This is a genomic window from Klebsiella sp. PK18 (assembly GCF_057784655.1).
In genome coordinates, this window is record NZ_CM173493.1 from 2,592,809 (window position 1) to 2,617,540 (window position 24,732).

A 24,732-nucleotide genomic window follows, 5' to 3' on the forward strand; every position below is an offset into this window, starting at 1 on the left:
CTGCTCCTTAGTATCCGGCGGCGGCGCCGTTGCTGCGTGGATCGGTCGCCCCTTCAAGCAGGCCGTTGGGATGGCGGACAATGGCGCCGGCGTGGCCCATTGCTTCGCTGAAATCAGCCAGCACTTCCACTTCGTGCCCCAGCTCGCGCAGGCGCGCGATACAGGCGGGGGCAAAGCGTCCCTCCAGTTTCAGTGAATCGGAGGACTGGCCCCAGGTGCGGCCCAGCAGCCAGCGCGGACGGGAGATGCTCTCCTGCAACGGCACCCCCTGCAGGATATAGCGGGTAAACAGCGCCGCCTGAGTTTGCGGCTGACCGTCGCCGCCCATCGAGCCATAGACCATCACCCGGCCATCGTTCAGGCGGGCGGCGGCAGGGTTGAGGGTATGGAATGGCTGTTTGCCAGGGGCCAGCGCCAGGAGATGCTGCGGATCGAGGCTGAAGGCCGCCCCGCGGTTTTGCCAGACGATCCCGGTGTCCGGGAGCACCACGCCGCTGCCGAACTCGTGATAGATACTCTGAATAAATGACACTGCCAGTCCGCTGTTATCCACGACGCCCATCCAGACGGTATCGCCCGGGCCTTTGCCGCGGCCCCAGGGGGAAGCGCTGGCGTCGTCGATGCTGTCGGCCAGCGGCTGCAGGGCTTCCGGGGTGAGCAACTGCTGTACATCCACATCCAGATGGCGTGGATCGGTGATATGCGCATCGCGCAGGGCAAATGCCCGCTTGGTGGCTTCGACAATACGGTGCACTGTTTGCGCGTCGTCGGCATCGGCCATGTTCAGGCGGTCGGTGATGCCAAGGATCGCCAGCGACACCAGTCCCTGCGTCGGCGGCGCAAGATTCCACAGCGTGCCCTGCTGGTGCTGGAGCGTCAGCGGCGCCGGACGCCGGGCGCGGTGGGCCTGCAGGTCGCCGAGGGTGATCGGCATCCCCAGCGCGGCCATACCCTGCGCGAGACGCTCGGCCAGCGGCCCGCGATAGAAACTGTCGAGACCGTCGCTGGCCAGCATGCGCAGGGTACCGGCGAGGGCGGGCTGGCGAAAGCGGCTGCCGGGCCGCGGGGCCTCGCCCGATACCAGCCAGGTTTCGCTGAAGCCCGGCTGATGGCGCAACTCTTCCAGTTTGCTGGCGGTGGCGTGGGCTTGCGAGGCGGTGACCGGAATACCGTCTTCGGCATAGCCGATCGCATCGGCCAGCAGGCGGGCCACCGGCAGCGCGCGGCCGGTTAAGTCCCGTGAAATACGCAGCGCCTCGTCCCAGCCGCTGACGGTGCCGGCGACGGTCAGCGCGGCCTGCGGTCCCCGGTGGGGAATATGCTGCTGTCCGGCGTAGGCCTCGAGGGTCGCCAGCGATCCGGCCGCCCCGCTGGCGTCAATGGCGATGGGGTCTCCCTCAGGCGGTACGATCAGCCAGAAGCCATCGCCGCCGAGGCCATTCATATGGGGATAGACGACGGCGATGGCCGCCGCGGCAGCCACCATCGCTTCAATGGCGCTGCCGCCCTCGCGCAGGATCGCCAGCGCGCTCTGACTGGCGAGGTGATGGGGGGCCACCGCCATGCCGTGGGTCGAAACGTTGCTACTGTGCATAAATTATCCTTTCTGAACGAATCACCCGCAGAACACTGCAAAAGCTGTTCCATCTCTGAACGTTTCGTTTCATTGATAAAAACAATGACCAGAATTTTCCCACTGGCACGCTATGTGTAAGGCATAGCAGATACAGTATGATGAGGGATGGATGATGAAACGAAAGTTACAGAGGCGCTATGCAACAACTCGATGAACGACTGAAAGGGCAATACGCCTCGCTGTCGCCGCAGGAGCAGCGGGTGGCGGATTTCATCTTTGACCACTTTGATGACCTGATAAGCTACAACAGCGCCGAGCTGGCGCAGCTGAGCGGCGTGTCGAAAGCCACCGTCAGCCGGCTGTTCAAGCGCCTCGGTTACGACAAATATAAGGATATGCGCGATGAACTGCGCACCCTGCGCCAGAGCGGGATGCCGCTCACCGACCAGCGCGACGCGGTGCAGGGTAACACGCTGCTGGCGCGCCATTATAAGCAGGAGATGGCGAACCTCACCCAATGGGTCAACGCCCTTGACGCCCGCCAGTTCGCCGAGGCGCTGACGGCGATGGTGGCCGCGCGCCGCATCGTGGTGGTGGGGATGCGTAACGCCTATCCGGCGGCGCTGCACTTGCGCCAGCAGCTGCTGCAGGCCCGCGGCCAGGTGCTGGTGCTGCCCCAGCCGGGTCAGAGTCTCAGCGAAGAGCTGGTCGATCTGACCGCCGATGATCTGGTGGTAATGATGGCGTTTCGCCGCCGGCCGCGAATAGTACGCCCGCTGCTGCAGCAGCTGCAACGCGACGGGGTGCCGGTCCTGTTAATGTGCGAGCCGCAGGCCCACAGCCTGTTTCCGCTCTCCCGCTGGCAGCTCTGCGCGCCGCTGGACAGCGTCTCCGCCTACGACAGCTATGCCTCGGTCAACAGCCTGATTAATCTGCTGGCCAATGCCTTTCTCCATGAAACGCTCGACAGCGGTCGTCCGCGCATCCACGATATCGCCACGCTTTATCAGCAACTGGACGAGCTGGAACAACGCTAATGGGGCGCCAGCGTGGTGCTGTGCATTATTATGGTGCAATAAAAACCACGTGATGGCGCCGCCGCTCTCTGAACACTTTCCCGTTAACGCTTGTCCTTTCTCACTTTTTGTTTTAATTCCTCGCCAACCCTCGCCTCGTCTGTATCTGGCACATTAGTTGCAAAAACAGATTCAAAGAATCTTTTGTTTCATGCTAACGTAACGGGTAAACATCATGAAGAAACTGTTGATCGCACTGGCCGGGGCCGCTTGTCTCCTTTCGTCTGTTTCTGCCGCGCAGGCTGACCAGCTCCAGGATATTGAAAAACGCGGCGTCATTCGTATTGCCGTGCCTCAGGATTTTCCGCCGTTCGGCTCGGTGGGCACCGACCTGCAGCCGCAGGGGTATGACATCGATATGGCGCGCTATCTGGCGAAATCGATGAAGCTCAAGCTGCAGCTGGTCCCGGTGACCAGCGCCAACCGCGTGCCGTATCTGCAGACCGATAAGGTGGACCTGGTGATCTCCAGCCTCGGCAAGAACGCCGAGCGCGAGAAGGTGATCGACTTCAGCCGCGCCTACGCGCCGTTCTTCCTCGGCGTGTTTGGCCCGAAAGGGGCGGAACTGAAGGACGCGGCCGCGCTGAGCGGCAAAAGCATCGGGGTGACCCGCGGGGCGGTGGAAGATATGGTGCTGACCAGCGTGGCGCCGCAGGCGGCGCAGATTAAGCGCTACGAGGACAATAACACCACGCTGTCAGCTTACCTGTCCGGTCAGGTGCAGTATGTCGCGACCGGCAATCTGGTGGTGGCGGCCATCTCCCGGCAGAACGCCGACAAAGCGCCGGTGCCGAGCTTTATGCTGAAGGACTCGCCGTGCTTTATCGGTCTGAAAAAGAACGAACCGGCGCTGAAGGCGAAAGTGGATACCCTCATCGAGCAGGGCATTAAGGACGGCACCCTCAACGGTCTGTCTGAGAAGTGGCTGAAAGCGCCACTGCCTGCCAGCCTCGGCGCGTAAGGTCTGTGATGACGGAGCAACTTCATTTCTCTGAGCTCTGGCCGCACTGGCCGGAGCTGCTGGCCGGCCTGTGGGTGACGGTGCAGTTGACGGTGCTGGCGACGATCGGCGGACTGGCGATCGGCATCCTCGGGGCGGCGATCCGCAGCGGGCGCCCGGGAATGCTCAGCCGGGTATGGGGCGGATATGTGGAAATCATCCGCAACACGCCGTTTGTGGTGCAACTCTTTTTTATCGTCTTTGGTTTACCGAACCTTGGACTGAAGATGACCGCCGGTGAAGCGGCGCTGCTGGCGATGGTGGTTAACCTCGGCGCCTATAGCACCGAGATCGTCCGCGCCGGTATTCAGGTGACGCCGAAGGGCCAGTGGGAAGCCGGTCGCGTGCTCGGGCTTAGCCGGACGCAAACCTTCGTTCGCGTCGTATTGCCCCCGGCGCTGCAGCGGATTTACCCGGCGCTGGTCAGCCAGTGCATCATCGTGATGCTCGGCTCGTCAGTGGTGTCGCAGGTCTCCTATGAGGAGCTGACCTTCGCCGCCAACCTGATCCAGTCGCGGACATTTTTGAGCTTTGAGGTCTATCTGGTGACCACCGGGATCTACTTAGCGTTATCGATAGCGATGCGCCAGCTGCTGATGGCGGCGGGGCGTAAATGGCTGGGGGTACAGGCCTGATGACCACTTTTACTGACTGGGACATTATCCGCAACCTGCTGCTGGCCGGTCGCTGGACGGTGCTGCTGTCGCTGGTCGCGTTCACCGGCGGGGCGCTGGTCACCTTACCGTTACTGCTGCTGCGCCTCACCGGCGGACGCCAGGTGAAACGGCTGATCCGCGGCTACATCGAGCTGTTTCAGGGGACGCCGCTGCTGATGCAGCTGTTTCTGGCATTCTTTGGCGTGGCGCTGTTCGGCATTGACGTCTCGGCGTGGACCGCCGCCTCGGTCGCTCTGACGCTCTACACCAGCGCCTTTTTGCTGGATATCTGGTTCGGCAGCATTCGCGCGCTGCCCAAAGGCCAGTGGGAGGCCTCGCGGTGTCTCGGGCTGAGCTTCGGCCAGACCTTGTACCGCGTGGTGGCGCCGCAGGCGCTGCGCATTGCCATCGCGCCGACGGTGGGCTTTGCCGTACAGGTGATCAAAGGCACGGCGCTGGCATCGATTATCGGCTTTGTGGAGCTGACCAAGGCCGGGACGATGCTGACCAACGTCACTTACCAGCCGTTTAAAGTGTTTGCCCTGGTGGCGCTGGGCTATTTCATTCTGTGCTATCCGCTGTCCCGCTACAGCCGCTATCTGGAGAACAAATTCAATGCCTCTCATCACCATTAATCAGATGCAGAAGTACTACGGCGACAACCATGTGTTGAAGGGCGTCGATCTGGATATCGACATGGGGGAAGTGATCTCGATCATCGGCCGCAGCGGCTCGGGTAAAAGCACCCTGCTGCGCTGTATCAATGGTCTGGAGGGCTACCAGGAGGGCAGTATCAAGCTCGGGGGCATGACCATCACCGACCGCGATTCACAGGCCCGGGAGATCAGCCGCTCCATCGGCATGGTGTTCCAGAACTTTAACCTGTTCCCGCACATGACGGCGCTGGAGAACGTCATGCTGGCTCCGCGGCGGGTACTGAAGAAGTCCCAGGCCGAATGCCGGGAGCTGGCGCAGCGGATGCTGGAGAAGGTCGGTCTTGGCGACCGTCTGGATTACTATCCGGCCAATCTCTCCGGCGGCCAGCAGCAGCGCGTGGCCATTGCCCGGGCGCTGGCCATGTCGCCGAAAGTTTTACTCTGTGACGAAATCACCTCGGCACTCGACCCGGAACTGGTGGGTGAAGTGCTGAAGGTGCTGGAGCAACTGGCGGCGGAAGGTATGACGCTGATCCTCGTCACCCATGAAATGAACTTTGCCCGCGAAGTGGGCGACCGCGTGGTGTTTATGCATCAGGGACGCGTCTGGGAGCAGGGCGACAGCAAAACGCTGTTCGCCAGCCCGCAGACCAGCGAACTGAAACAGTTTATCTCCTCGGTGCGCGGTCTTAACTAACGTAAGGAATGGCAGATGGATATCACTCAGTTTTCGCAAATTAACCCGCCGCAGCGCCTGCTGATGGGGCCGGGGCCGATCAATGCCGACCCGCGCGTGCTGCGCGCCATGTCGAGCCAGCTGGTTGGCCAGTACGATCCGGCGATGACCCACTACATGAATGAAGTCATGGCGCTCTACCGCGGTGTGTTTCGCACCGAAAATCGCTGGACGATGCTGGTCGACGGCACCTCGCGCGCCGGGATCGAAGCGATTCTGGTGTCGGCGATCCGTCCGGGTGACAAAGTGCTGGTGCCGGTGTTCGGCCGGTTTGGACATCTGCTGTGCGAGATCGCGCGTCGTTGCCGGGCAGAGGTGCACACCATCGAGGTGCCGTGGGGCGAGGTCTTTACGCCGGATCAGGTTGAGGACGCGATCAAGCGCGTGCGCCCGCGCCTGCTGCTCACCGTGCAGGGCGATACTTCCACCACCATGCTGCAGCCGCTGGCGGAGCTGGGGGAGATTTGCCGTCGTCACGAAGTGCTGTTCTATACCGACGCCACCGCGTCGCTCGGCGGTAACCCGCTGGAAACCGACGCCTGGCAGCTGGACGCCGTGTCCGCCGGGATGCAGAAGTGCCTGGGCGGTCCTTCCGGCACCTCGCCCATCACCCTCAGCCCGCGGATGGAAGAGGTCATCCGCCGCCGCCGCTGCATTGAGCAGGGGATCCGCACCGATGCGCATCACGACGGCGTCGACGAGATGATCTACTCCAACTATTTCGATCTCGGCATGGTGATGGATTACTGGGGGCCGGAGCGCCTTAACCACCATACCGAAGCGACCTCGGCGCTGTTCGCCGCCCGGGAGTGCGCGCGCCTGATCCTCCAGGAGGGACTCGACAACGGCATCGCCCGCCACAAACTGCACGGCGATGCGCTGCTGAAGGGCATCCAGGCGATGGGGCTCGAGACCTTTGGCGACCTGCGGCACAAAATGAATAACGTGCTGGGGGTGGTGATCCCCAACGGGGTCAACGGCGATCAGGTACGCAAACTGATGCTGGAAGATTTCGGCATTGAAATTGGCACCTCGTTTGGTCCGCTGCACGGTAAAGTCTGGCGCATTGGCACCATGGGCTATAACGCGCGTAAAGACTGCGTGATGCAGACGCTCAGCGCGCTGGAAGCGGTCCTGAACTACCTCAAGTTCACCACCACTCAGGGCGCGGCGATGCAGGCGGCCTGGGATCACTACCGCACCGAGGCCACCCTATGAGTGATACCGCCCGCCAGCAGGCGGAGAGAGAAGCGGCTGCCAGCCGGGTGATGGCGCGTGCCGATCGGCTGGCCACCCTTAGCGAAACCGCCGATGCCCTGACCCGGGTCTATCTGTCGCCCGAGCATCTGCAGGCCAACCAGTTGGTGGGCCAGTGGATGCAGGCTGCCGGCATGATGGTGTGGCAGGACAGCGTCGGCAACATCTGCGGACGCTATGAAGGACAACAGGAGGGGGCGCCGGCGGTGCTGCTGGGCTCTCATCTTGACACCGTGCGCAACGCCGGGCGCTACGACGGCATGCTCGGCGTGCTGGCGGCGATTGAGGTGGTCCAGCGTCTGCACCAGCAGGGGCGACGGCTGGCAAAGGCAATCGAGATCGTCGGCTTTGGCGATGAAGAGGGCACCCGCTTTGGTATTACCCTGCTCGGCAGCCGCGGCGTCACCGGCACCTGGCCTGAAAGCTGGCTGTCACAGTGCGATACCGACGGCGTGAGCGTCGCCCAGGCGCTGGTGAATGCCGGACTCGATCCGGCGCGGATCGGCCACGCGGCCCGTCATCCGCGGGATATCGCCGCCTATCTGGAACTGCATATCGAGCAGGGGCCGTGCCTGGAGCAGGCGGGGCTGGCGCTCGGCGTGGTGGAGGCGATTAACGGCGCCAGACGGCTGAACTGCCGCTTTACCGGCGAAGCTGGCCATGCCGGCACGGTGCCGATGCTCCACCGCAAGGACGCCCTCGCCGCGGCGGCGGAATGGATGGTGCAGGTGGAAAACCTGACCCGGCAGCGCGGCGGTAACCTGGTGGCGACGGTCGGCACCCTGCGCTGTGCGCCGGGCGCGGTGAACGTGATACCGGGCGAGGTGCAGTTGACGCTGGATATTCGCGGCCCGCAGGATGCGCCGCTGACGGCGCTGCTGGATGAGCTGCTGGGCGAGGCGCAGGCCATTGCCGGGCGTCGCCAGTTGCGTTTCGCCGCCGAGGAGTATTATCGCATCGCCGCCACCGCCTGCGACAGTCACCTGCAGGCGGTGCTGGGCGAGGCGGTGATGGCGGTGCAGGGGCGTTCGCTGACGCTGCCGAGCGGCGCAGGGCATGACGCCATCGCCATCGCCGAGCGCTGGCCATCGGCCATGCTGTTTGTGCGTTGCCTGGGGGGCGTCAGCCATCACCCGGCGGAGTCGGTCACCGCCGCCGACGTCGGACTGGCTATCGACGCTTTCTCCCGGGCGGTAGAGAAGGTGGCCGACGCCTGATCGCGCCGGTTGCCGAGCCCCGGCTGGCGGCTTCACACCGCCAGCTGGTTGACCACCTCGGCGACAGAGGTGATGGCATGGATGTTGCCGATCCCCGCGCCCACCGAGATATACCCCTCATCAGTATTCCCCTCCAGCATGCCCAGCCGCATCCCGCGCAGACCGCCCATCGCCTGGGCCAGCTCGGCTTTTGAGGCGCCGGCACGATCCATGGCCACCAGTGTGTCGCTCAGTTTGCCGGGCAGCGCGCGATAGTAGTCCGGCAGGGTACGGAACAGGCGCAGATCCAGACCGTTGGCGGCCACAATTTTCGCTTTCACCGAGTCGGGAACCCGGCTTTCGATGGTGCTGATAAATACCGAGCCGGCGAAAACCCCTTCCGCACCGAGGGCGTGGACGGCGCGCGCGCCCCGGGCGTCAGTGATCCCCCCGGCGGCCATCACCGGAACCCGCTGTACCGCGTCAACGATCAGCGGGACGATGGTGAAGGTCCCGAGGGCGGTACCCGGCAGCGTGCCGCCTTCGTCAAAACCGGTGGCGACAATAATATCCGCGCCGGCCTGCTCCGCGCGGCGGCTGTTCTCCGGCGTCGGGTTGATGTCACGATAGATAATGGTGATCCCGGCGGCTTTCAGTTCGTCGAACAGCGCCGGTTTTAACGAACCATCGCCGTATCCGGTGTAGACCACCACCTTAACGCCTTCCTCTTTGATCACCGGCAGGATCGCCGGCGTCCAGATGTCGTTTTCCGCCGTCGGGATCAGGTTGACGCCAAAGGGTTTCTCCGTCAGCTGTTTGGTTTTGCGGATCTCTTCGCGCATTTTCTCGGCGGTGGCCTCCGGGGTGGAGACGGCGGTTGCCGCCGTCAGTCCGGCGTTCGGGCCCAGCACGCCAAGCCCACCGGCGTTGCCGACGGCCGCCACCAGACGAGCATCGGTTAGCCAGGAGAGCGGCCCCTGGACCACCGGTTTTTCAATACCCAGAATGCGGGCGACGCGGTTGGATTGCATGATATTTTTCCTTGTATGTTAATAAGTTATAAATTTCTTCGCCCCAGCGATGCGGCAATGAGGGCAGTGTAGGCGTCTTTATTGTTTTAAAAAATGAGCAAAAACTTTCATCACTATTATTAAATTAGTAATAATGTGAACTGATGAAGAGGTGGGAGGCGGGCCATCATGCAAATGAATCTGTTTGAAAATATTAAAATTTTTATTGAAATCGTCGATGCCGGCAGCTTTGCCCAGGCGGCGGAAAATTTGCAGATCCACCGACCGGCGGTGACCAAAGCGCTGCAGCAGCTGGAGCAGGAGAGCGGGGTCCGGCTGCTGCAGCGCACCACCCGGCGTCTGTATCTTACGCCGGAGGGGGAAGAGTTTTATCGTCGCAGCAAACCGTTGCTCTCCCAGGCCGACGATCTGCTGGAGTCGTTCGCGCCGGACCGGCCGATCCGCGGTCAGCTGCGCGTTGATATGCCGATCGCCTTTGCCCGGCTGCTGGTGATCCCGCATCTGCCGGATTTTTATCAGGCCCATCCGGAGGTGGAGATTGTCCTCAGCAGCTCCGACGTACGCCGGGATATGCTGCGCGATGGTCTGGATTGCCTGCTGCGGGTGGGGGATCTTGAGGATGGCGACTATGTGGCGCGTTCGCTGGGGGAGGTGGCGTTAACCACCTGCGCCAGTCCGGGCTATCTGGCGCGCTATGGGGCGCCCGCGACGCTGGAGGACCTGCAGTCGCATCTGGCGGTGAACTGGGTGAACAGCAGCAGCCGGCAGATTATGCCCTGGCGATTCCAGACCCCGGAGGGCATCAGGCAGATCGCCATCCCCGGTAAACTGGTGCTGGACAACTCTGAAGTATTTACTGCCGCCGGGCTGGCGGGGCTGGGGATGCTGCAGGGGATGCGTTTCTTTTTGCAACCTTATATCGACAGCGGGCAACTGGTGGAAATTTTGCCGGACTTTCCGGCGCCGCGTCGACCGTTGTCGCTGCTCTATCCGCACCGGCATCTGTCGCATAAGGTGCGGGTCTTTGCCGACTGGTTGCAGGGGCTGGTAGCGACGCTGGATCGATCGGTGTCGGCTTGACTCTGCCGACTGAGCGATTATATATAAAATGTGAATGCTATTAAGCAATGAATCACAAAGCTGGATAACGACTTAACCTGTAAGGGAATGCTGATGAAACTCTGGAATAAAACACTACTTGCTTCCGCTCTGTGTCTGACCCTGTTTGGCTGCGACGATGCGTCGAAAGTGGATAACAAACTGGATAAGGCCAAAGATAATGCGGAGCAGATGAAGGATGCCGCGGCGGACAAAGCGCAGGCGATTAAACAGGATGCGGATAAGCAAATCGATACGCTGAAAAGCCAGGCTGACGCCGAGGCCGACCGCCTGAAGGATCAGGCCAGCGCCATCAAGGCGGAGGCGGACAAGAAAGCGGATGCCATCGCCCAGCAGGCGAAAGCCCAGGCCGATGCCGTGAAGCAGAACGCAAAGCAGGAAAGTGACCGCATAGTCAAAGAGGCGGGTCAAATCAAAGACAATGCCATCGGCGACGCCAATCAGCTCTCGGCGGAGGCGGCGAGCAAAACCAAGGCCATCCAGGACAGTATCGCGGCGGACAAACAGAACACCACGCCACCGCCCGCCCAGCAGTAACCTGCGCTGTTTGCCTGACCCGCGCCAGGAAATATAGGGAGCGGAGCCTGATAGATTGCCCGGCGGCGCTGCGCTTGCGCGGGCCTACGCAGGGAGCGGGTTGGCTGCGCAATGACCGGGTATCATCCTTTTGTAGGCCGGGCAAGGCGCCGCCGCCGCCCGGCACGTGGACAGCAATAACATCCTGCTCAGGGGTATCTTACGATACCCCTTTTTTATGCGCGCTGCGGGTTCAACGGTTTGGCAGCAGGGTGCCTTTCAGGCCGTGTGGCTCGGAGCGCAGGTACTGCGAAGGGACGCGAACCTGGGCGCCGAGGCTGGCCGCAGCGTGCCACGGCCAGTGCGGATCGTAGAGTACCGCGCGGGCGAGGGCGATCAGGTCGGCATCGCCATCCTCCAGCGCCGCTTCCGCCTGCTGCGGATCGGTGATCAGCCCCACGCCAATCACCGGGATGGCAACCTGCTGGCGAATGTCGTGGGCGAATGGCAACTGATAACCCGGTCCGACGGTGATCGACTGCTGCGGCGACAATCCGCCGCTGGAGACGTGAATATAGTCGCTGCCCAGCGCTTCCAGCTGCTGGCTAAACTGAATGGACTGCTCGCAGTCCCAGCCGCCTTCGACCCAGTCGGTAGCCGACAGCCTGACGCCCACCGCCATGGTGTTGCCCACCGCCTCGCGGATCGCGTTAAACACTTCCAGCGGATAGCGCAGACGGTTGTCCAGAGAACCGCCGTACTCATCACGGCGCTGATTGCTGAGCGGCGAGAGAAACTGGTGCAGCAGATAGCCGTGGGCGGCGTGCAGTTCAATTAGCTCAAAGCCCAGACGCTGGGCGCGCAACGCGCTGGCGACAAACGCCGCTTTGATGCGCGCCATATCGGCAAGGCTCAGCTCGGCGGGGGCGCGGTCGCCATCGTGAAACGCCACGGCGGAGGGGGCAACGGTTTGCCAGCCACCCTCATTAAGGGCCAGCTGATGACCACCCTGCCACGGGGCCGCGCAGGAGGCTTTGCGTCCGGCGTGCCCCAGCTGGATCCCCAGGCGGATCGGCGACCAGGCCCGAATATCCTCTACCACCGCGCGCAGCGCGTTTTCGGTTTCATCATCCCACAAACCCAGATCCCCCGGCGAGATACGTCCCGCTGGCTCTACCGCCGTGGCTTCCAGAATTAACAGGCCAGCGCCGGAGAAAGCCAGCTGACCAAGATGGATCCGGTGCCAGGAGGTGGCTTTACCCTCGTCGGCAGAGTACTGACACATGGGGGCAATAACGATGCGGTTATCCAGCGCCAGCTGACCAATACGCGTCGCGCTAAAAAGATGGCTCATGAGTACCTCGTAAAAGTTAGACAGGGTCTTGCATGGGGGCGAACAGTCACTGTTTATAGCACGCCTGTCTGCCCTCCTTTATTCGGATATTGCGTTTAAGCAGCCCGCTATTCGATAAACCACAGGCGGCGCCGGCGGCCCGTCGCCTGCTGCGACACGGCACGGGCCATCGCGCTGCCAATCTCGGCGCTGGCCGTCAGCCCCTGCACAAAGGGACGATCGTGCATCAGCCAGGGAAGGGCGCCGAAAGCGACCCGGCCGCGCAGCGTCTCGGGCGCCTGCAGCGTGTAGTCATCGCCGACGTCCGGAATGTCGTCGCCGCAGGCCAGCAGCTGCTGGCGCAGCGATGGGAAGGGCAGATCCCGGGTTTTCAACGCTTGTTGCCCGCGGGCATCGATAAACACATCGAATTCACAGCGCTGCTGATGATGGACAATCAGCGTTCGGTGAGACTCGCGCAGCAGGTCATAATCCTCGCCGAGCGCCACAATACGCAGAATACCGGCCTGGTGCAGGGCCAACAGCCGGCGAATGGATTCCGGCGGGATGGCGGCATAGTTATCGATAAACACCCGGGCGAGCCCGCGCCGGAAGCGGCGGCTGTCCTCGTCGTTGAGTTCCGGCACCACGCTTTCAATCGCCTCGTGCAGGCGGAGAATGGCATAGCGCCAGGGCACCGTGTGGTGTTCGCGCTTATTGCGCTCCACCTCCTGCAGATTGCGTTGCGCCCACTGGAACGGGTCATGGGTGAGACGGTCGGCAAACCAGGCCTCGGCGATGCTGTCAGGCGTTAGCTGGCGCAGCCCCGTCGCCTCGCACCAGGCTGGGGCGGCATATTCCAGCTCCTGCACGACCAGCTCGAATACCCGATCCAATAGCCCGTCACTGCCCTGCGCGACGGCAGCCACAAGGGCGGCAGGGGTGGCGATCTCCAGCGGCTCCCATGGGATCGGACAGTAAAAATCGGCTTCCGGGAGTACCCCATTGCGCGACAGCAGGGTGATCTCCAGCGCCTCGCTGCCAGGATGGAGGGTAAAATGGGTCGTTTTGTCGTTCTCAGTATGGAAAACACCATGCTGGGCCACCACGGCGATGGCGGCATCAATGGCACTTAAAGAGGTCCCGAGGATCCCGACCCGACAGGGCGCGATCCGGGCGTCCATCAGTCCGGTCCACGGACTGGGGAAATACTGTCGACTGACGCGCTCTTCCTCAGGCCACAGATGGCCGGTGGCAATCGCCACCAGATCGACGATAACCGGTTCTGCCGCGCTATCAGTGTGGATGGCGATCCCGGCGGGCTGGACGGCAATATCCGTCACTTCACAGGATTCACAAACGCTAACGATGAAGCCGGCGTCCCGGGCCCGCTCTGTGAGATACAGAAAACGGTCGCGATAGTACTCGCCGAGGATCACTCGCGGCAGGAACTGGCGCTCATGCAGCGTGTGCCGCTCGAGGCCGCGCGCCGCCAGCCAGGCGTCGCTGTGCTGCTGCAGCCATTGCAGATAGGTCAGGTCGATAGGGGGGATCTCAATGCTGGCGATGTTAGCCAGCATTTGCGCCGCCGTATTATCGTCACTGTAGGGCATACCCACCCCGGCCTGCGCCTCTTTTTCAAACAGGGTGATCGCCAGCGGCTCGCCACGCTTCACCAGTTCATAGAACGTGTAAATCCCCGTCGGCCCCACGCCGACGATGGCAACTCTCTTCATGATTCTCTCCCTTCCTGTGGGCGGATGCGGCATGGACAGCGGTTCACTGTCGCCAGCCTGTCCTTAATTCTGGTCGAAAATTGCCGATCCGGTGGGCCGTTACACGCAATTTGAAACAAATTAGCAGGCTAATAAACTTGCCGACGGCCGGAAAAAGGGTGTAATTAACAAAAGAGCAACTTTCTATACAAATAATTTACATAAGCGGTGACACCAGCTTGCTCTGCCGGACGCCGCGCAAGCTCCCGGCAACCCCGTCGGGATAGGGATGACAAGATGCATGGCTGGACTTCACGACAGCGCAACGCGGCGATTGCCAGTTTTTTAAGCTGGACGCTCGATGCTTTCGATTTCTTTCTGTTGGTCTTTTTACTGAGCGATATCGCCCACTCGTTTCACGTCAACCTTGAAGAGGTCACCCTGGCGATTCTGCTTACCCTGGCCGTGCGGCCGATAGGCGCGCTGATTTTCGGCAGGGCAGCGGAAAAGTATGGTCGCAAACCCATTCTGATGCTGAATATCGTCTTCTTCTCCGCCTTTGAGCTGCTCTCCGCCGCCGCGCCGTCGTTGCTGCTGTTTTTTCTGCTGCGGGTGCTGTATGGCGTGGCGATGGGCGGGATCTGGGGCGTGGCCTCGTCGCTGGCGATGGAGACGATCCCCGACCGCTCGCGTGGCCTGATGTCCGGCCTGTTCCAGGCGGGATATCCCTTCGGCTATTTGCTGGCGGCCGTCACCTACGGCCTGCTGTTTGAACAACTCGGCTGGCGCGGGATGTTTGTGATTGGCGCCGCGCCGGTGCTGCTGCTGCCGTTTATCTATTTCTGCGTCGAGGAGTCCCCGGTTTGGCTGGCGGCCCGGCAAAGTAAAGCGAGCACGGCGCTGCTGCCGGTACTGCGTAGTCACTGGAAGCTGTGCCTGTACCTGGTGGTGCTGATGGCGGCCTTCAACTTTTTCTCCCACGGGACGCAGGATCTCTACCCGGTCTTTTTGAAAGTCCAGCACGGCTTCGAGCCTAAAACGGTCAGCATCATCGCGGTCTGCTACAACATCGCCTCGATTATGGGTGGAGTGTTCTTCGGTTCGCTGTCGGAGAAGATTGGCCGACGCAAAGCGATTATGATCGCCGCCCTGCTGGCGCTGCCGGTCATTCCACTGTGGGCTTTCGCCAGCGGCTCGCTGGCGCTGGGGGCGGGGGCGTTTCTGATGCAGTTTATGGTGCAGGGGGCCTGGGGAGTGGTCCCCACCTGGCTCAATGAACTGGTCCCGGCCAACACCCGGGCGGTGCTGCCTGGCTTCGTCTATCAGCTGGGTAATCTGCTGGCTTCGGTGAATGCCACTCTCCAGGCGTCAATCGCCCAGCATCATGGGCATAACTACGGTCTGGCGATGGCCCTGGTGGCCGGTACGGTGGCGATTGTCATTACCGTCCTGACCTTCTTTGGTCGCGAGGGACGGGTGATCCAGCCCGCAGAAGCGGGACATCGCCAGCCGCTCTCCACCAGCCGTTAACTTCTGCTACCGGGCGTCGTCACGCGCCCGGCAGCGTACGTTAGCCGCGCAGACGAATTGCCGCCGCCTGGCGTTTCTCCAGCGAGCAGATCCCAATCCCCACCATGATAAACAGGGCGCTGAACAGATGCCAGGCATGCGGCTGGGTATGCAGGAAGAGGATGCTCAACACCCCGCCGGAGAGCGGGATGATATGGGTGTAAATTTCTCCCCGGGTGGCGCCAATCGCGGCGATACCTTTGTTCCAGAACAGATAGGCCAGCCACGACGGGAAAATCACCAGATACGCCAGGCCGCTGAGGAAAAACGGCTCGCGCCAGGCGGCCCAGTCCTGCGCCGGGTGGCGCATCAGCCAGAAGATGACGATGGGCAGCAGGATCAGGGCGCCGAGCAGCGAGCTGACGGCGACAAAGCCATTCGCCGGGATCCGGCGGTCCTTCAGACGTAATAGCGAGCAGTAGAGCGCCCAGCTCAGCGCCGACCCCATGGCCCACAGATCGCCGACGGAAAAGCGATGCAGCGAGGTGGCATGCAGTGGGTTCCCCTGGAATAACAGGATCATCACGCCAAGGGTGCTGAAGATGACCCCCAGCCAGTTGCGGGCCGATACCGGGTCACGAAAAATCAGCCGGTTAATCAGCAGCACCATACTTGGCGTGGCGGACATATAGATGGCGGCGTTGAGGGCGGAGGTGGTTTGCAGGCCAATATAGAGCGTGAGTGGGAAGCTGACCTGGCCACAGAGCGTTAGCACCAGCACCGCCGGCGCATTTTCCCGCAGCAGGTGGCGGCTGGCGGCGATCTGCCGGCGGTAGAGCAGGCCCAGCAGCAGCGCCGTCAACGCCCATCGCGCTTCGGTCATCAGGATCGGATCCACGCCCTGGACCAGCACGTGACCGACCACGTAATTTCCCCCCCAGAACAGGGCGGCCAGCGTCAGTAACAGATAGGGCATGCTGATTCCTTGCGTCGCTTATCACTGTACTAGATGGTAACTTTAATAATTTTATAATATCAATATTTTTATAGGGGTCTTTTGTTTTATTTATTAAAAGTAGTTATTTTACAATATGATATTTGTTATTCCTAAATTTTCGTTGCCGCGTTGCGAACGGTACTATACCGTATATTTGCCATGCATTTAACAGGGACAAATCCATGCGTAACACAGAAAATGGGGTCATTGGTAGTGACCAGACCGCGGTGATGGCCAGGCTGACACTGGATGAGTTAATTGACCAGCTTCTGCACAGCAACGCGCTGTCGCTGAAGCTGACGGCCAACCCGCTGGTGGCCGACAGAGCCTGGCATCTGACTGAGAATACCTGCATCCGCGCCTTCTCCGCTGATGATCCACAGGCCAAAAAGCGGGCTCACCATGCGCTGTTCATCCTCTATCAGTCCTGGCTTGCCGACCCGCTCTCGCCAGCGGCAGCCAATCAGTTTCATCCGCTACTCTCCGGGATCAGAAACTACATTGAGTCTGAGTGGCTGCGGGCGGAAAGCAAACGTTTCCACCGCCAGAGACCGGTGCTTAACGCCGGCAATATCGTCGACGAACTGCGCGCCTTATGCCAGCAGCACCCGGCGTCTCATCATCCGCTGTTCGATTTCCTTGCCAGCGAGGCCTCCGCGGCGCAGATCGACTATTTCTTCAAAAGCGACAGCGCGCTGAATCTGCTGTTCTTCGATCTTGTGGCGATGGGGCTGGTCGGTTCGCTGCCGGAAACCCGCGCCGAGATTGCGCAAAATCTGTGGGATGAGATAGGTCAGGGCAGCACTGAGATCACCCACGTCAATCTGTATAAGGATTTACTGAAGCGGCGGAATATCGCGTTGCCGGACAATCATTTTGCCCATTTGTACGAGTGGCAGGGTCTGGCCGGGTATAACGCCTTTATGCTGGGCGGCGTAAACCGTCAGCATTATTACAAATCGCTGGGGGTCATGGCGATGACCGAGCTGCTCGACCCACCGCAGTATGAAAAACTGGTGGCGGGCTGCCGGCGGATTGGGCTTTCCGATCGCGACGTGCATTACTATGCCGAACATATCACCGTCGATATCGGTCATGCGGACGGCTGGCTGAACAATGTGATTGTGCCGATTGGCAAAAAACATCCGGCGGCGATGGAGGAGGTCTACTTTGGCGCCACGCTGCGCCTGCAAACCTGCAACGATTACTATGATTGCCTGCTGGCGGCCCTGCAGTCGCTGGACGGCAGCGCATTATCTCATAGCGTTCCGCCTTCTGAGTAAATAAGCGCTTTGGCTGCGCTCCAGGCGGTGATCCCCGGTGGGATCTCCCGGCATTCGACGGACTCGGCCTGCTGAGCGGCGATAGCGCCATCGATGAGCATCACCATCATCATGGCGACCCGCTCGGCAGGTTCCGGTTTTAACACCTGCAGGAGGATATCGCGGAAGAACTGCCAGAGAAGCGACTTGAACCGGGAGCACTGTTCCCGGATCGCCGGCGATGACGCGCCATATTCAAACAGCGCGCGGGTAAACATGCAGCCGTGGAACGTGTCGCAGGTAAACCAGCGATGGTAGTAGTCGAACACGGCAAACAGCTTTTCCCGCGCGGTGGCTTTATCCGCCGTGATCTGCGCCAAATCCTGCATAAATTCGCTCTCTTTCTGCTTGAGGATAGCCAGAATGAGCGCCTCTTTATCGGCGTAATAGCGGTAAAAGGTCATTTTGGAGATGCCGGCATGTTCAGCAATCCGCTCGATGCTGGGCGACTGATATCCTTCGCGATTAAACAGCGCGCTGGCGTGGCGGAGAATGTCCGCTTGTTTTGGCTTCATGCGTTTTCCTGTCGAATGTTCGCTGTCACGACTGCCGGTGACACGGCCGTCCTGCGACAGCGGTGCATTATGCCGGATCTTGCCGCCAGACGGGCAAAAAGTAAATCAGCCGCGGTTTAAGCGGCGTCGGTTTCCTCAATAAAAACAAGATTGCGTAGACTTGCACAAGTCATGTCCTAATGTTTCCGAACCGGCGTATTATTCGGACCTTTATACACATAAGCTGTGAATGATGTACTTTCTGATAGCCATTATTTCTGAAGTCTGAGACGGTTACAGCAGGACAGGCATCGAATGAGGGTATTACAGACATCATTACCAGGATGATCCGATAACTATGATGAATTTTATTAAAAGATTGCTGCGAAGAATATTCAGGTCGTTAATTTCATATTATGGCCCAGCTGTATTGACCATCCTCTTCGCCGTGGCGCAAGGGCTCTTTTTTCCAAAGACGCCTCTCTGGCTTGTTCCCCTGTTTTTCGTATTTGTTATTGTAATGTTTTATCGGTTTGTGAAATTTTAATATCGAAATTTAACTTTATATTAAATTGACAAGGAAGTGCGATGGCTGGGTTGAGGCTAGCAGGTTAAGATGGCCCCGCGATTGCCTGTCTCATTAAGAAGAAGAGAAGAGATGATGTTACCCCTGACCACGCCCCGGCTGCTGCTGCGCCGGTTCAGAACGGAAGATCTGCCGTCTTTCAGCCATTATCGCAACCTGCCGGAGGTGGCCCGCTTTCAGAGCTGGACCCACTATGGCATGACAGAGGCGACAGCCTTCTATGAACAACAACGTTCGCTGGCCTTTGCTGAGGATGAGAGCTGGTTCCAGCTTGCCGTAGAGATCCAGGCCAACGGTGCGCTGGCGGGAGATGTGGGGATCCATTTTTTCGATCAAGGCAGACAGGCCGAGCTGGGGATGACCTTTTCCCCGGCATATCAGCACCAGGGTTATGCCAGAGAAGCCATGCGGGCGGTGATGGCCTTACTCTTTAAACAGTTAGCCCATCATCGGCTGATGGCGGTGGTTGATACCCGCAATTCCGGCGCGATCAAACTCCTTGAAGGGCTGGGCTTTCGTCGCGAGGCGCATTACCGGCAGAATATCTTTTTTAAAGGCGAGTGGGGCGATGAGTACCTGTACGCGCTGCTGCGCAGCGAATATCCGTGAAGTGACGGGCGAGCCGTCACTTCTGTCAGCGCTGCAGTTAGCTGTGCTGGCGGATAAAGCGCGCGCGCCACGGTTTTAGCACCCACAGCGCGAGGGCGGCAGTGACAAAATCAAGACTAATAGCGCAGCTGAAGACCACATGCCAGCCGTGGGTGTACTGATAGAGCAGTGCCGCCAGCGGACCGCCAAAAATTGACCCGATGCCCTGAGAAATATACAACCAGCCATAGTTGGTGGCGGCATGCTCGCTGCCGAACGTATCGGTGAGTGTCGACGGGAAGAGGGAGAAGATCTCCCCCCAGCCAAAGAACACCACCCCGGAGAGCAGGACAAACAGCAGCGGATCTTCCCGGCACGCCAGCCAGAGCATCATCGCCACGCCTTCCAACGCAAAGGCGATAAACATGGTTTGCTCGCGGCCGAAGCGGTCGGAAATAAAGCCAAACAGCGGCCGGGTTAAGCCGTTGGTAAAGCGGTCTATCGTTAACGCCAGCGGCAGCGCCGCCATGCCAAACACCACCGCCTGGCTAATGCCGAAATCCTCGGCGAACACCGCCATCTGCGAAGTGACCATCAGCCCGGAAGTCGACATCATCGCCATCATGGCGAACATCAGCCAGAACAGCGGCTGGCGCAACATTTCCCGGGAAGTAAACGATCTGCTGCTCTGCGCCACCGTCTGACTGACGGGCTGGGAGACAGCGGGCGGCGGCAGCTTCAGCCCCTGACTGGCGAGGAAGCCGACGAGGGCGAAAAGGATCCCGAAAGTCGTCATTGTGTGTTCAAGGCCGTTAGTGGTCAGCGACAGGGAGATGGGGAAGGTGGTTATGATGGCCCCCATCCCGTAGCCCGCCGCCACCGCGCCGGCGGCAAATCCCCGCTGCTGTGGGAACCATTTGACCATCAGGCCGACAACGCCGATGTAGACGATCCCGGTCCCGAGGCCGCCCATGCAGCCATAAACCAGCCAGAGCGTTGCCAGGCCATTCACCTGCGCGGAAAGCACCCAGCTCATTCCCGCCATCACCGTGCCAATAGCGATCAGCCGCCGTGGACCAAATTTTTCCACTAACCGCCCCTGAAAAGGGGAAAAGAAGGTCTGCAGGATGATCAGCAGCGAGAAGGTGACCTGCAATTCTGGCAAACCCACGCCAAGCTTGGCGGCCAGAGGTTTTGTCAGCAGCGTCCAGACATATTGCGGACTGGAAATGGCGGCCATACAGATCAAGCCCAGCACCAGCTGGCGCCATTTGCCATATTTCGGGGTAACCAACGGTTCGCTGAGTGTCGTCATGTTGTTCTCCGTTTTCAGTAAGCAGGCTTCCGTGAAACGCATCCACCCTGGATGCCTCACGGAAAGGGGAAGGTGGCGACCGCAGAGTGACGACGTGTTGTGGCCATACGGCATACGATCTTGTCCACATCGCGGTATACAAGCGCACAGCATTAAACGTGCCATATAAAATAATCATTTATATTCAGCAGGTTAATGTAATCAGGTGGTAACTGACGGGATGCGACATGGTGAAGGAGCGGCACTGAGGCGGTGCAAATGGGTCATCGCGGTGCGTGGGAAATGTTCGTGGCAAATCCACAGAATGTCGGCGCATGCGCTCTGCGTTTTCCTGCACCAAAGCCATGCAATGCCCCAACATCACTCCCCATTTTTGGGAATGGATGCGTCCGCTGGCGGCGAAACGCGGCTGTGAGCGGCCTCTGGCTCCTGGCATGGTGCTTGCAAGAACATCGGCAGAAAGCAGCGCAACAGACAATTCAGATCACACAATAGCTGGCTAGGGTTCCGGTTCACCGCGGTGAACGTCTGGTCCGAGAGCTGGCGACCTCGGCGAGGTTACACGGCGGGATAAAAGCCCGGGAGACAGCAGCACCGTTGGGTGTCGCGCTGCTCCGTTTCTCGTGCTAACCAGAGGTCCACCATGAAAACATCGCCGCTCCTCCGCTCACTTGTCCTGTCGCTGACGCTGCTGACCAGCGTCCCGTCGTTTGCCGCCGTCAAAAAAGAGTTCAACGTCTGCTGGACCATCTACGCCGGCTGGATGCCCTGGGGAACCATCAGTAACGAAAAGATCATTGATAAATGGGCCAGCAAATACGGCATCAAGATCAATATCGTCCAGCTCAACGATTACATCGAATCCATCAACCAGTACACCGCCGGGCAGTTTGACGGCTGCACGATGACCAACATGGACGCGTTGACGATCCCGGCGGCGGGCGGTGTCGACAGCACAGCGCTGATCACCGGCAGCTACTCCGACGGTAACGACGGGGTGGTCCTGAAAGGGGCGGATAAAAAGCTCAGCGACCTGAAAGGGATGTCGGTATATCTCCCGGAGCTGTCGGTATCCCACTATCTGCTGGTGCGCGGCCTGGAAAAAGCCGGGCTGCAGGAAAAAGACGTCAAGGTGGTGAATACCTCGGATGCCGATATCGTCTCGGCCTTCGGCACCAGCGGCGTGCGGGCGGCGGTGGCCTGGAATCCACAGCTGTCGGTTATCAAAAAGACCCCACAAACCAGCGAAGTGTTTAGCTCCTCACAGGTGCCGGGCGAGCTTATCGACATGATGGTGGTGAATACCCAGACCCTGAAAGATAACCCCGCGCTGGGCAAAGCCCTGACCGGCGCCTGGTTTGAAATGATGGCCAAAATGAAGGCCGGGGATAGCCAGGCGTTGAGCGCCATGGCCGCCGACTCCGGCACCGATCTTGCCGGCTACCAGGCACAGCTGAAAACAACCCATCTGTTCTGGACGCCTGCCGACACCCTGGCGTTTATCTCCTCGCCGGATCTGGCGAAAACGATGCAGCGAGTGGCGCAGTTCTCGTTCGATAAAGGCCTGCTGGGTGAAGGGGCGCAGAGCGCGGACTTTATCGGTATGACCTTCCCGGGAAATGTCACCCTCGGCGATGCCGCCAACCGCAAACTGCGCTTTGACGACAGCTACCTGAAGCTGGCCGCCGCGGGCCAGCTGTAATGATTATCGCCGGGAGACCACGCCATGCGCCACATTAACCGTTATCCCCAAAAGGGGATGCGCCTGACGCTGATGCTGCTGCCTTTTGTCGTGCTGATCGCCGCCTGGTTTATTGGATCGGCGGTGCGGCTGGAAGCCAATCCGCAGGACAAGTTGCTGCCAGGCCTGTCGCAGATGGTGGCAGCCATTGACCGGATGGCGTTCACCCCGGACAAACGCAGCGGTGAGTATCTGCTGTGGGCCGATACGCTGATCAGCCTGAGCCGTCTGTTGACGGGCCTGGCCGTCTCGTCGCTGATCGGCCTTGGTATCGGCATCGCCGCCGGCGTCTTCCCAATGTACCGCGCGGCGCTGTCGCCGCTGATGACGGTGGTGTCAATGATCCCGCCGCTGGCGATCCTGCCGGTGCTGTTTATCGTCTTCGGCCTCGATGAGCTGTCGAAAGTGATGCTGATCGTCATCGGCATTACGCCAATGCTGGCGCGCGACCTGGAGCAGCGGGCGAAGGAGATCCCAGCGGAGCTATTTATTAAGGCGCAGACCCTCGGCGCCAATAGCTGGACCCTGGTGCTGCGGGTGGTGCTTCCCCAGCTGCTGTCGCGGCTGATCACCTCTCTGCGCCTGCTGCTGGGCTCAGCATGGCTGTTCTTGATCTCCGCCGAGGCCATCTCCGCTACCGCCGGACTGGGGTACCGCATTTTCCTGGTGCGGCGCTATATGGCGATGGACGTGATTATTCCCTATGTCATCTGGATCACCTTGCTGGCATGGCTGATGGATCTGGCGCTGCGCCAGCTGCACAAAGCCTGTTTCCCGTGGGCGGAAGGAGGCCGGGGATGAGTTTTATCGACATCAAAAACATCTGGCAGGAGTACGGCGATCACGTGGTGCTGGAGCGCATCAATCTGCAGGTGAAAGAGGGCGAGTTTTGCTCGATGGTCGGCGCGTCCGGTTGTGGTAAATCGACCTTTTTACGCCTGCTGCTCGGTCAGGAAAAACCGACCCGTGGCGACATCCTGCTAGATGGCCAGCCGCTGGCGGCGGAGCCGGATCGCAGCCGCGGCGTGGTCTTCCAGCGCTATTCGGTGTTTCCGCATCTCAACGTGCTGGATAACGTCGCCATCGGCCTGGAGCTGCCGGCGTCCCCGTTGCTGGGGCGCCTGTTTGGCGGCAGAAAACGCGAGGCCCGGCAACAGGCCCAGCACATGCTGGAGAAAGTGGGGCTGGGGCACGCTCTGGATAAATATCCGGCGCAGTTGTCCGGGGGGATGCAACAGCGGCTGGCCATCGCCCAGGCGTTCGTGATGCAGCCGCGGGTGCTGCTGCTCGATGAGCCCTTCGGCGCGCTGGATCCCGGCATTCGCAAAGATATGCATGCGCTGCTGCTCCAGCTGTGGAGCGAAACGCGCATGACGGTGTTTATGGTCACCCACGATCTGGCCGAAGGCTTCAACCTGGGCACCCGGCTGCTGGTGTTCGACAAAGTGCGCATCGATCCGCAGGCGCCTAACGCCTGGGGAGCGCGCATTACCTACGATATCCCGCTCAATGAGGCGCGGATGGCGCAGCTGGCCACCGGTAGCGACACCAACGTTTACGCATTAAGGAGATAAATTGATGACCGTACTTTTTCACGCCACTCCCAGCCTGCGCGAAGAGCGGCTTCCCGGCGGGGCGCATACCTCGCTGATTTTGCGCAAAGGGCAGATCCTGCGCCTGACTGATATCGACGGCGGGGCGAACGTCAGCATGATGATGCTCAACCCCCATGAGAAAAGTGAGCGCCTGAACCTGCCGGATACCCTCAAGGGCCAGCATACCGCGCGCCTGACCGCCGGACACTGTTTCTACTCCGATATGGGCCGGGTGCTGGCCGGGATCGTCGCCGACAGCTGCGGCTGGCACGATCCGTTCGGCGGGGTCCTTAACGCCGAAGAGACACACGACAAATATGGCGCCGGACGCTACCAGGAATTACGTAATGGCTTCTACCGCAACGGCGTCGATAACCTGCTGGTGGAGATGGGTAAATGGGATCTCGGCCTGGAAGATCTGCTGATGGTGGTCAACTTCTTCAGCAAAGTCACCGTCGATGACGAGGGCCGTTTCCAGTTTGTTGCCGGCAACAGTCGCGCCGGGGATTACGTTGAGCTGTTTGCCCCGATGGACGTCCTGCTGGTGCTCACCGCGCTGCCGCATCCCCAGGATCCGGCCACAGAATATGCCCCCCGTCCGGTGCAGTTGAGCTGGTATCAGGCCGACGATGAGGACGCGGCCATCCAGGCGCTCCTGACTCGCGATGAGAATCAGCGCGCGTTCCGTAATACCCAACTTTTTGCCCTGTAAGGAGGC

Annotated in this window: 24 protein-coding genes and 1 riboswitch; of the genes, 17 read left to right on the forward strand and 7 right to left on the reverse strand. The window is 60.5% G+C overall.

All coding sequences use genetic code 11. From position 1 onward, the window contains the following. Window positions 1-7: 7 nt before the first annotated feature. Complete coding sequence (gene hpxW, locus AC3EMD_RS12645; RefSeq protein ID WP_012541682.1) at window positions 8-1,594, reverse strand: oxamate amidohydrolase; 1,587 nt, start codon at window positions 1,592-1,594, stop codon at window positions 8-10. 179 nt (window positions 1,595-1,773) lie between these two features. Here hpxW and hpxU point away from each other — a divergent pair, with 179 nt between their 5' ends. From hpxU to hpxK, 7 genes are all read left to right on the forward strand, one after another. Further along, the gene (gene hpxU / locus AC3EMD_RS12650) at window positions 1,774-2,613 is read left to right on the forward strand and encodes a MurR/RpiR family transcriptional regulator HpxU (protein WP_008804829.1); all 840 of its coding nucleotides are present in this window, start codon (window positions 1,774-1,776) and stop codon (window positions 2,611-2,613) included. Between the two features lie 214 nt (window positions 2,614-2,827). Then, a complete protein-coding gene (locus AC3EMD_RS12655) occupies window positions 2,828-3,613 on the forward strand; it encodes a transporter substrate-binding domain-containing protein (RefSeq protein ID WP_004143665.1) in 786 nt (261 codons plus the stop codon). A gap of 8 nt (window positions 3,614-3,621) precedes the next feature. Further along, the gene (locus AC3EMD_RS12660) at window positions 3,622-4,287 is read left to right on the forward strand and encodes an amino acid ABC transporter permease (RefSeq protein WP_004176117.1); all 666 of its coding nucleotides are present in this window, start codon (window positions 3,622-3,624) and stop codon (window positions 4,285-4,287) included. Then, window positions 4,287-4,943, forward strand: a complete 657-nt coding sequence (locus tag AC3EMD_RS12665) for an amino acid ABC transporter permease (RefSeq protein WP_004179948.1) — start codon at window positions 4,287-4,289, stop codon at window positions 4,941-4,943. The genes AC3EMD_RS12660 and AC3EMD_RS12665 overlap by 1 nt, the downstream gene beginning before the upstream one ends. Then, the gene (locus tag AC3EMD_RS12670) at window positions 4,924-5,661 is read left to right on the forward strand and encodes an amino acid ABC transporter ATP-binding protein (RefSeq protein WP_004179947.1); all 738 of its coding nucleotides are present in this window, start codon (window positions 4,924-4,926) and stop codon (window positions 5,659-5,661) included. Before AC3EMD_RS12665 ends, AC3EMD_RS12670 begins: the two co-directional genes overlap by 20 nt. 15 nt (window positions 5,662-5,676) lie before the next feature. Next, window positions 5,677-6,918, forward strand: coding sequence for a pyridoxal-phosphate-dependent aminotransferase family protein (locus AC3EMD_RS12675; RefSeq protein ID WP_008804831.1), 1,242 nt, complete (start codon window positions 5,677-5,679; stop codon window positions 6,916-6,918). Next, complete coding sequence (gene hpxK, locus AC3EMD_RS12680) at window positions 6,915-8,174, forward strand: allantoate amidohydrolase (protein ID WP_023340170.1); 1,260 nt, start codon at window positions 6,915-6,917, stop codon at window positions 8,172-8,174. The genes AC3EMD_RS12675 and hpxK overlap by 4 nt, the downstream gene beginning before the upstream one ends. 32 nt (window positions 8,175-8,206) lie before the next feature. On the opposite strand, the gene AC3EMD_RS12685 is transcribed toward hpxK, so the two are convergent. After that, window positions 8,207-9,184 carry an NAD(P)H-dependent flavin oxidoreductase gene (locus tag AC3EMD_RS12685; RefSeq protein ID WP_008804833.1) on the reverse strand — a complete coding sequence of 326 codons (978 nt, stop codon included), beginning with the start codon at window positions 9,182-9,184 and terminating at the stop codon, window positions 8,207-8,209. 174 nt (window positions 9,185-9,358) lie between these two features. Between AC3EMD_RS12685 and AC3EMD_RS12690 the strand changes: the two genes are divergently transcribed. After that, on the forward strand, window positions 9,359-10,264 hold the full coding sequence (locus tag AC3EMD_RS12690; protein ID WP_162493318.1) for a LysR family transcriptional regulator: 906 nt from the start codon (window positions 9,359-9,361) through the stop codon (window positions 10,262-10,264). A gap of 87 nt (window positions 10,265-10,351) precedes the next feature. Continuing rightward, window positions 10,352-10,840, forward strand: a complete 489-nt coding sequence (locus AC3EMD_RS12695) for a hypothetical protein (RefSeq protein WP_025712450.1) — start codon at window positions 10,352-10,354, stop codon at window positions 10,838-10,840. 232 nt (window positions 10,841-11,072) lie between these two features. Here the strand turns inward: AC3EMD_RS12695 and AC3EMD_RS12700 are convergent, their stop codons facing one another. Continuing rightward, window positions 11,073-12,173, reverse strand: a complete 1,101-nt coding sequence (locus tag AC3EMD_RS12700) for an NADH:flavin oxidoreductase/NADH oxidase (RefSeq protein WP_038422573.1) — start codon at window positions 12,171-12,173, stop codon at window positions 11,073-11,075. 107 nt (window positions 12,174-12,280) lie between these two features. Beyond that, the gene (locus AC3EMD_RS12705) at window positions 12,281-13,888 is read right to left on the reverse strand and encodes an FAD-NAD(P)-binding protein (RefSeq protein ID WP_302074139.1); all 1,608 of its coding nucleotides are present in this window, start codon (window positions 13,886-13,888) and stop codon (window positions 12,281-12,283) included. Between the two features lie 276 nt (window positions 13,889-14,164). Here AC3EMD_RS12705 and AC3EMD_RS12710 point away from each other — a divergent pair, with 276 nt between their 5' ends. After that, complete coding sequence (locus AC3EMD_RS12710; protein WP_302074140.1) at window positions 14,165-15,397, forward strand: MFS transporter; 1,233 nt, start codon at window positions 14,165-14,167, stop codon at window positions 15,395-15,397. 40 nt (window positions 15,398-15,437) lie between these two features. Here AC3EMD_RS12710 and AC3EMD_RS12715 read toward each other — a convergent pair whose 3' ends face one another. Continuing rightward, on the reverse strand, window positions 15,438-16,352 hold the full coding sequence (locus AC3EMD_RS12715; RefSeq protein WP_012541691.1) for a DMT family transporter: 915 nt from the start codon (window positions 16,350-16,352) through the stop codon (window positions 15,438-15,440). A 203-nt stretch (window positions 16,353-16,555) separates the two neighbouring features. On the opposite strand from AC3EMD_RS12715, the gene AC3EMD_RS12720 reads away from it, so the two are divergent. Next, the gene (locus tag AC3EMD_RS12720; RefSeq protein ID WP_039103531.1) at window positions 16,556-17,656 is read left to right on the forward strand and encodes an iron-containing redox enzyme family protein; all 1,101 of its coding nucleotides are present in this window, start codon (window positions 16,556-16,558) and stop codon (window positions 17,654-17,656) included. On the opposite strand, the gene AC3EMD_RS12725 is transcribed toward AC3EMD_RS12720, so the two are convergent. Beyond that, entirely contained in the window at window positions 17,632-18,210 is a 579-nt protein-coding gene (locus AC3EMD_RS12725) for a TetR/AcrR family transcriptional regulator (protein ID WP_012968189.1), read from the reverse strand. The two genes, AC3EMD_RS12720 and AC3EMD_RS12725, sit on opposite strands and share 25 nt — an antisense overlap. Before the next feature lie 337 nt (window positions 18,211-18,547). Between AC3EMD_RS12725 and AC3EMD_RS12730 the strand changes: the two genes are divergently transcribed. Beyond that, the gene (locus tag AC3EMD_RS12730; protein WP_004891873.1) at window positions 18,548-18,736 is read left to right on the forward strand and encodes a hypothetical protein; all 189 of its coding nucleotides are present in this window, start codon (window positions 18,548-18,550) and stop codon (window positions 18,734-18,736) included. A gap of 69 nt (window positions 18,737-18,805) precedes the next feature. Further along, window positions 18,806-19,384, forward strand: a complete 579-nt coding sequence (locus tag AC3EMD_RS12735; protein WP_162550790.1) for a GNAT family N-acetyltransferase — start codon at window positions 18,806-18,808, stop codon at window positions 19,382-19,384. Between the two features lie 37 nt (window positions 19,385-19,421). Here the strand turns inward: AC3EMD_RS12735 and oxlT are convergent, their stop codons facing one another. Beyond that, window positions 19,422-20,720 (reverse strand): oxalate/formate MFS antiporter, encoded by a 1,299-nt coding sequence (oxlT, locus tag AC3EMD_RS12740; RefSeq protein ID WP_012541694.1) that lies wholly within the window; start codon window positions 20,718-20,720, stop codon window positions 19,422-19,424. Window positions 20,721-21,166: 446 nt separating this feature from the next. Beyond that, window positions 21,167-21,265: riboswitch (guanidine-I (ykkC/yxkD leader) on the forward strand. Between the two features lie 56 nt (window positions 21,266-21,321). Here oxlT and AC3EMD_RS12745 point away from each other — a divergent pair. From AC3EMD_RS12745 to AC3EMD_RS12760, 4 genes are read left to right on the forward strand one after another with little or no spacing between them, the layout of a single operon-like run. After that, on the forward strand, window positions 21,322-22,380 hold the full coding sequence (locus tag AC3EMD_RS12745; protein WP_008804844.1) for a putative urea ABC transporter substrate-binding protein: 1,059 nt from the start codon (window positions 21,322-21,324) through the stop codon (window positions 22,378-22,380). 24 nt (window positions 22,381-22,404) lie between these two features. Continuing rightward, window positions 22,405-23,220: an ABC transporter permease gene (locus AC3EMD_RS12750; RefSeq protein ID WP_008804845.1), complete on the forward strand. Its 816-nt coding sequence runs from the start codon at window positions 22,405-22,407 to the stop codon at window positions 23,218-23,220. Continuing rightward, window positions 23,217-23,993, forward strand: coding sequence for an ABC transporter ATP-binding protein (locus AC3EMD_RS12755; protein WP_012541697.1), 777 nt, complete (start codon window positions 23,217-23,219; stop codon window positions 23,991-23,993). Before AC3EMD_RS12750 ends, AC3EMD_RS12755 begins: the two co-directional genes overlap by 4 nt. 4 nt (window positions 23,994-23,997) lie before the next feature. Beyond that, window positions 23,998-24,726, forward strand: a complete 729-nt coding sequence (locus AC3EMD_RS12760) for an urea amidolyase associated protein UAAP1 (RefSeq protein WP_008804847.1) — start codon at window positions 23,998-24,000, stop codon at window positions 24,724-24,726. Window positions 24,727-24,732: the final 6 nt, after the last annotated feature.

Bases quoted from the DNA above. Each gene is read 5' to 3' on its own strand.
- hpxW (WP_012541682.1), bottom strand. From the start codon at position 1,594: ATGCACAGTAGCAACGTTTCGACCCACGGCATGGCGGTGGCCCCCCAT.
- hpxU (WP_008804829.1), top strand. From the start codon at position 1,774: ATGCAACAACTCGATGAACGACTGAAAGGGCAATACGCCTCGCTGTCG.
- AC3EMD_RS12655 (WP_004143665.1), top strand. From the start codon at position 2,828: ATGAAGAAACTGTTGATCGCACTGGCCGGGGCCGCTTGTCTCCTTTCG.
- AC3EMD_RS12660 (WP_004176117.1), top strand. From the start codon at position 3,622: ATGACGGAGCAACTTCATTTCTCTGAGCTCTGGCCGCACTGGCCGGAG.
- AC3EMD_RS12665 (WP_004179948.1), top strand. From the start codon at position 4,287: ATGACCACTTTTACTGACTGGGACATTATCCGCAACCTGCTGCTGGCC.
- AC3EMD_RS12670 (WP_004179947.1), top strand. From the start codon at position 4,924: ATGCCTCTCATCACCATTAATCAGATGCAGAAGTACTACGGCGACAAC.
- AC3EMD_RS12675 (WP_008804831.1), top strand. From the start codon at position 5,677: ATGGATATCACTCAGTTTTCGCAAATTAACCCGCCGCAGCGCCTGCTG.
- hpxK (WP_023340170.1), top strand. From the start codon at position 6,915: ATGAGTGATACCGCCCGCCAGCAGGCGGAGAGAGAAGCGGCTGCCAGC.
- AC3EMD_RS12685 (WP_008804833.1), bottom strand. From the start codon at position 9,184: ATGCAATCCAACCGCGTCGCCCGCATTCTGGGTATTGAAAAACCGGTG.
- AC3EMD_RS12690 (WP_162493318.1), top strand. From the start codon at position 9,359: ATGAATCTGTTTGAAAATATTAAAATTTTTATTGAAATCGTCGATGCC.
- AC3EMD_RS12695 (WP_025712450.1), top strand. From the start codon at position 10,352: ATGCTGATGAAACTCTGGAATAAAACACTACTTGCTTCCGCTCTGTGT.
- AC3EMD_RS12700 (WP_038422573.1), bottom strand. From the start codon at position 12,173: ATGAGCCATCTTTTTAGCGCGACGCGTATTGGTCAGCTGGCGCTGGAT.
- AC3EMD_RS12705 (WP_302074139.1), bottom strand. From the start codon at position 13,888: ATGAAGAGAGTTGCCATCGTCGGCGTGGGGCCGACGGGGATTTACACG.
- AC3EMD_RS12710 (WP_302074140.1), top strand. From the start codon at position 14,165: ATGCATGGCTGGACTTCACGACAGCGCAACGCGGCGATTGCCAGTTTT.
- AC3EMD_RS12715 (WP_012541691.1), bottom strand. From the start codon at position 16,352: ATGCCCTATCTGTTACTGACGCTGGCCGCCCTGTTCTGGGGGGGAAAT.
- AC3EMD_RS12720 (WP_039103531.1), top strand. From the start codon at position 16,556: ATGCGTAACACAGAAAATGGGGTCATTGGTAGTGACCAGACCGCGGTG.
- AC3EMD_RS12725 (WP_012968189.1), bottom strand. From the start codon at position 18,210: ATGAAGCCAAAACAAGCGGACATTCTCCGCCACGCCAGCGCGCTGTTT.
- AC3EMD_RS12730 (WP_004891873.1), top strand. From the start codon at position 18,548: ATGATGAATTTTATTAAAAGATTGCTGCGAAGAATATTCAGGTCGTTA.
- AC3EMD_RS12735 (WP_162550790.1), top strand. From the start codon at position 18,806: ATGGCCCCGCGATTGCCTGTCTCATTAAGAAGAAGAGAAGAGATGATG.
- oxlT (WP_012541694.1), bottom strand. From the start codon at position 20,720: ATGCGTTTCACGGAAGCCTGCTTACTGAAAACGGAGAACAACATGACG.
- AC3EMD_RS12745 (WP_008804844.1), top strand. From the start codon at position 21,322: ATGAAAACATCGCCGCTCCTCCGCTCACTTGTCCTGTCGCTGACGCTG.
- AC3EMD_RS12750 (WP_008804845.1), top strand. From the start codon at position 22,405: ATGCGCCACATTAACCGTTATCCCCAAAAGGGGATGCGCCTGACGCTG.
- AC3EMD_RS12755 (WP_012541697.1), top strand. From the start codon at position 23,217: ATGAGTTTTATCGACATCAAAAACATCTGGCAGGAGTACGGCGATCAC.
- AC3EMD_RS12760 (WP_008804847.1), top strand. From the start codon at position 23,998: ATGACCGTACTTTTTCACGCCACTCCCAGCCTGCGCGAAGAGCGGCTT.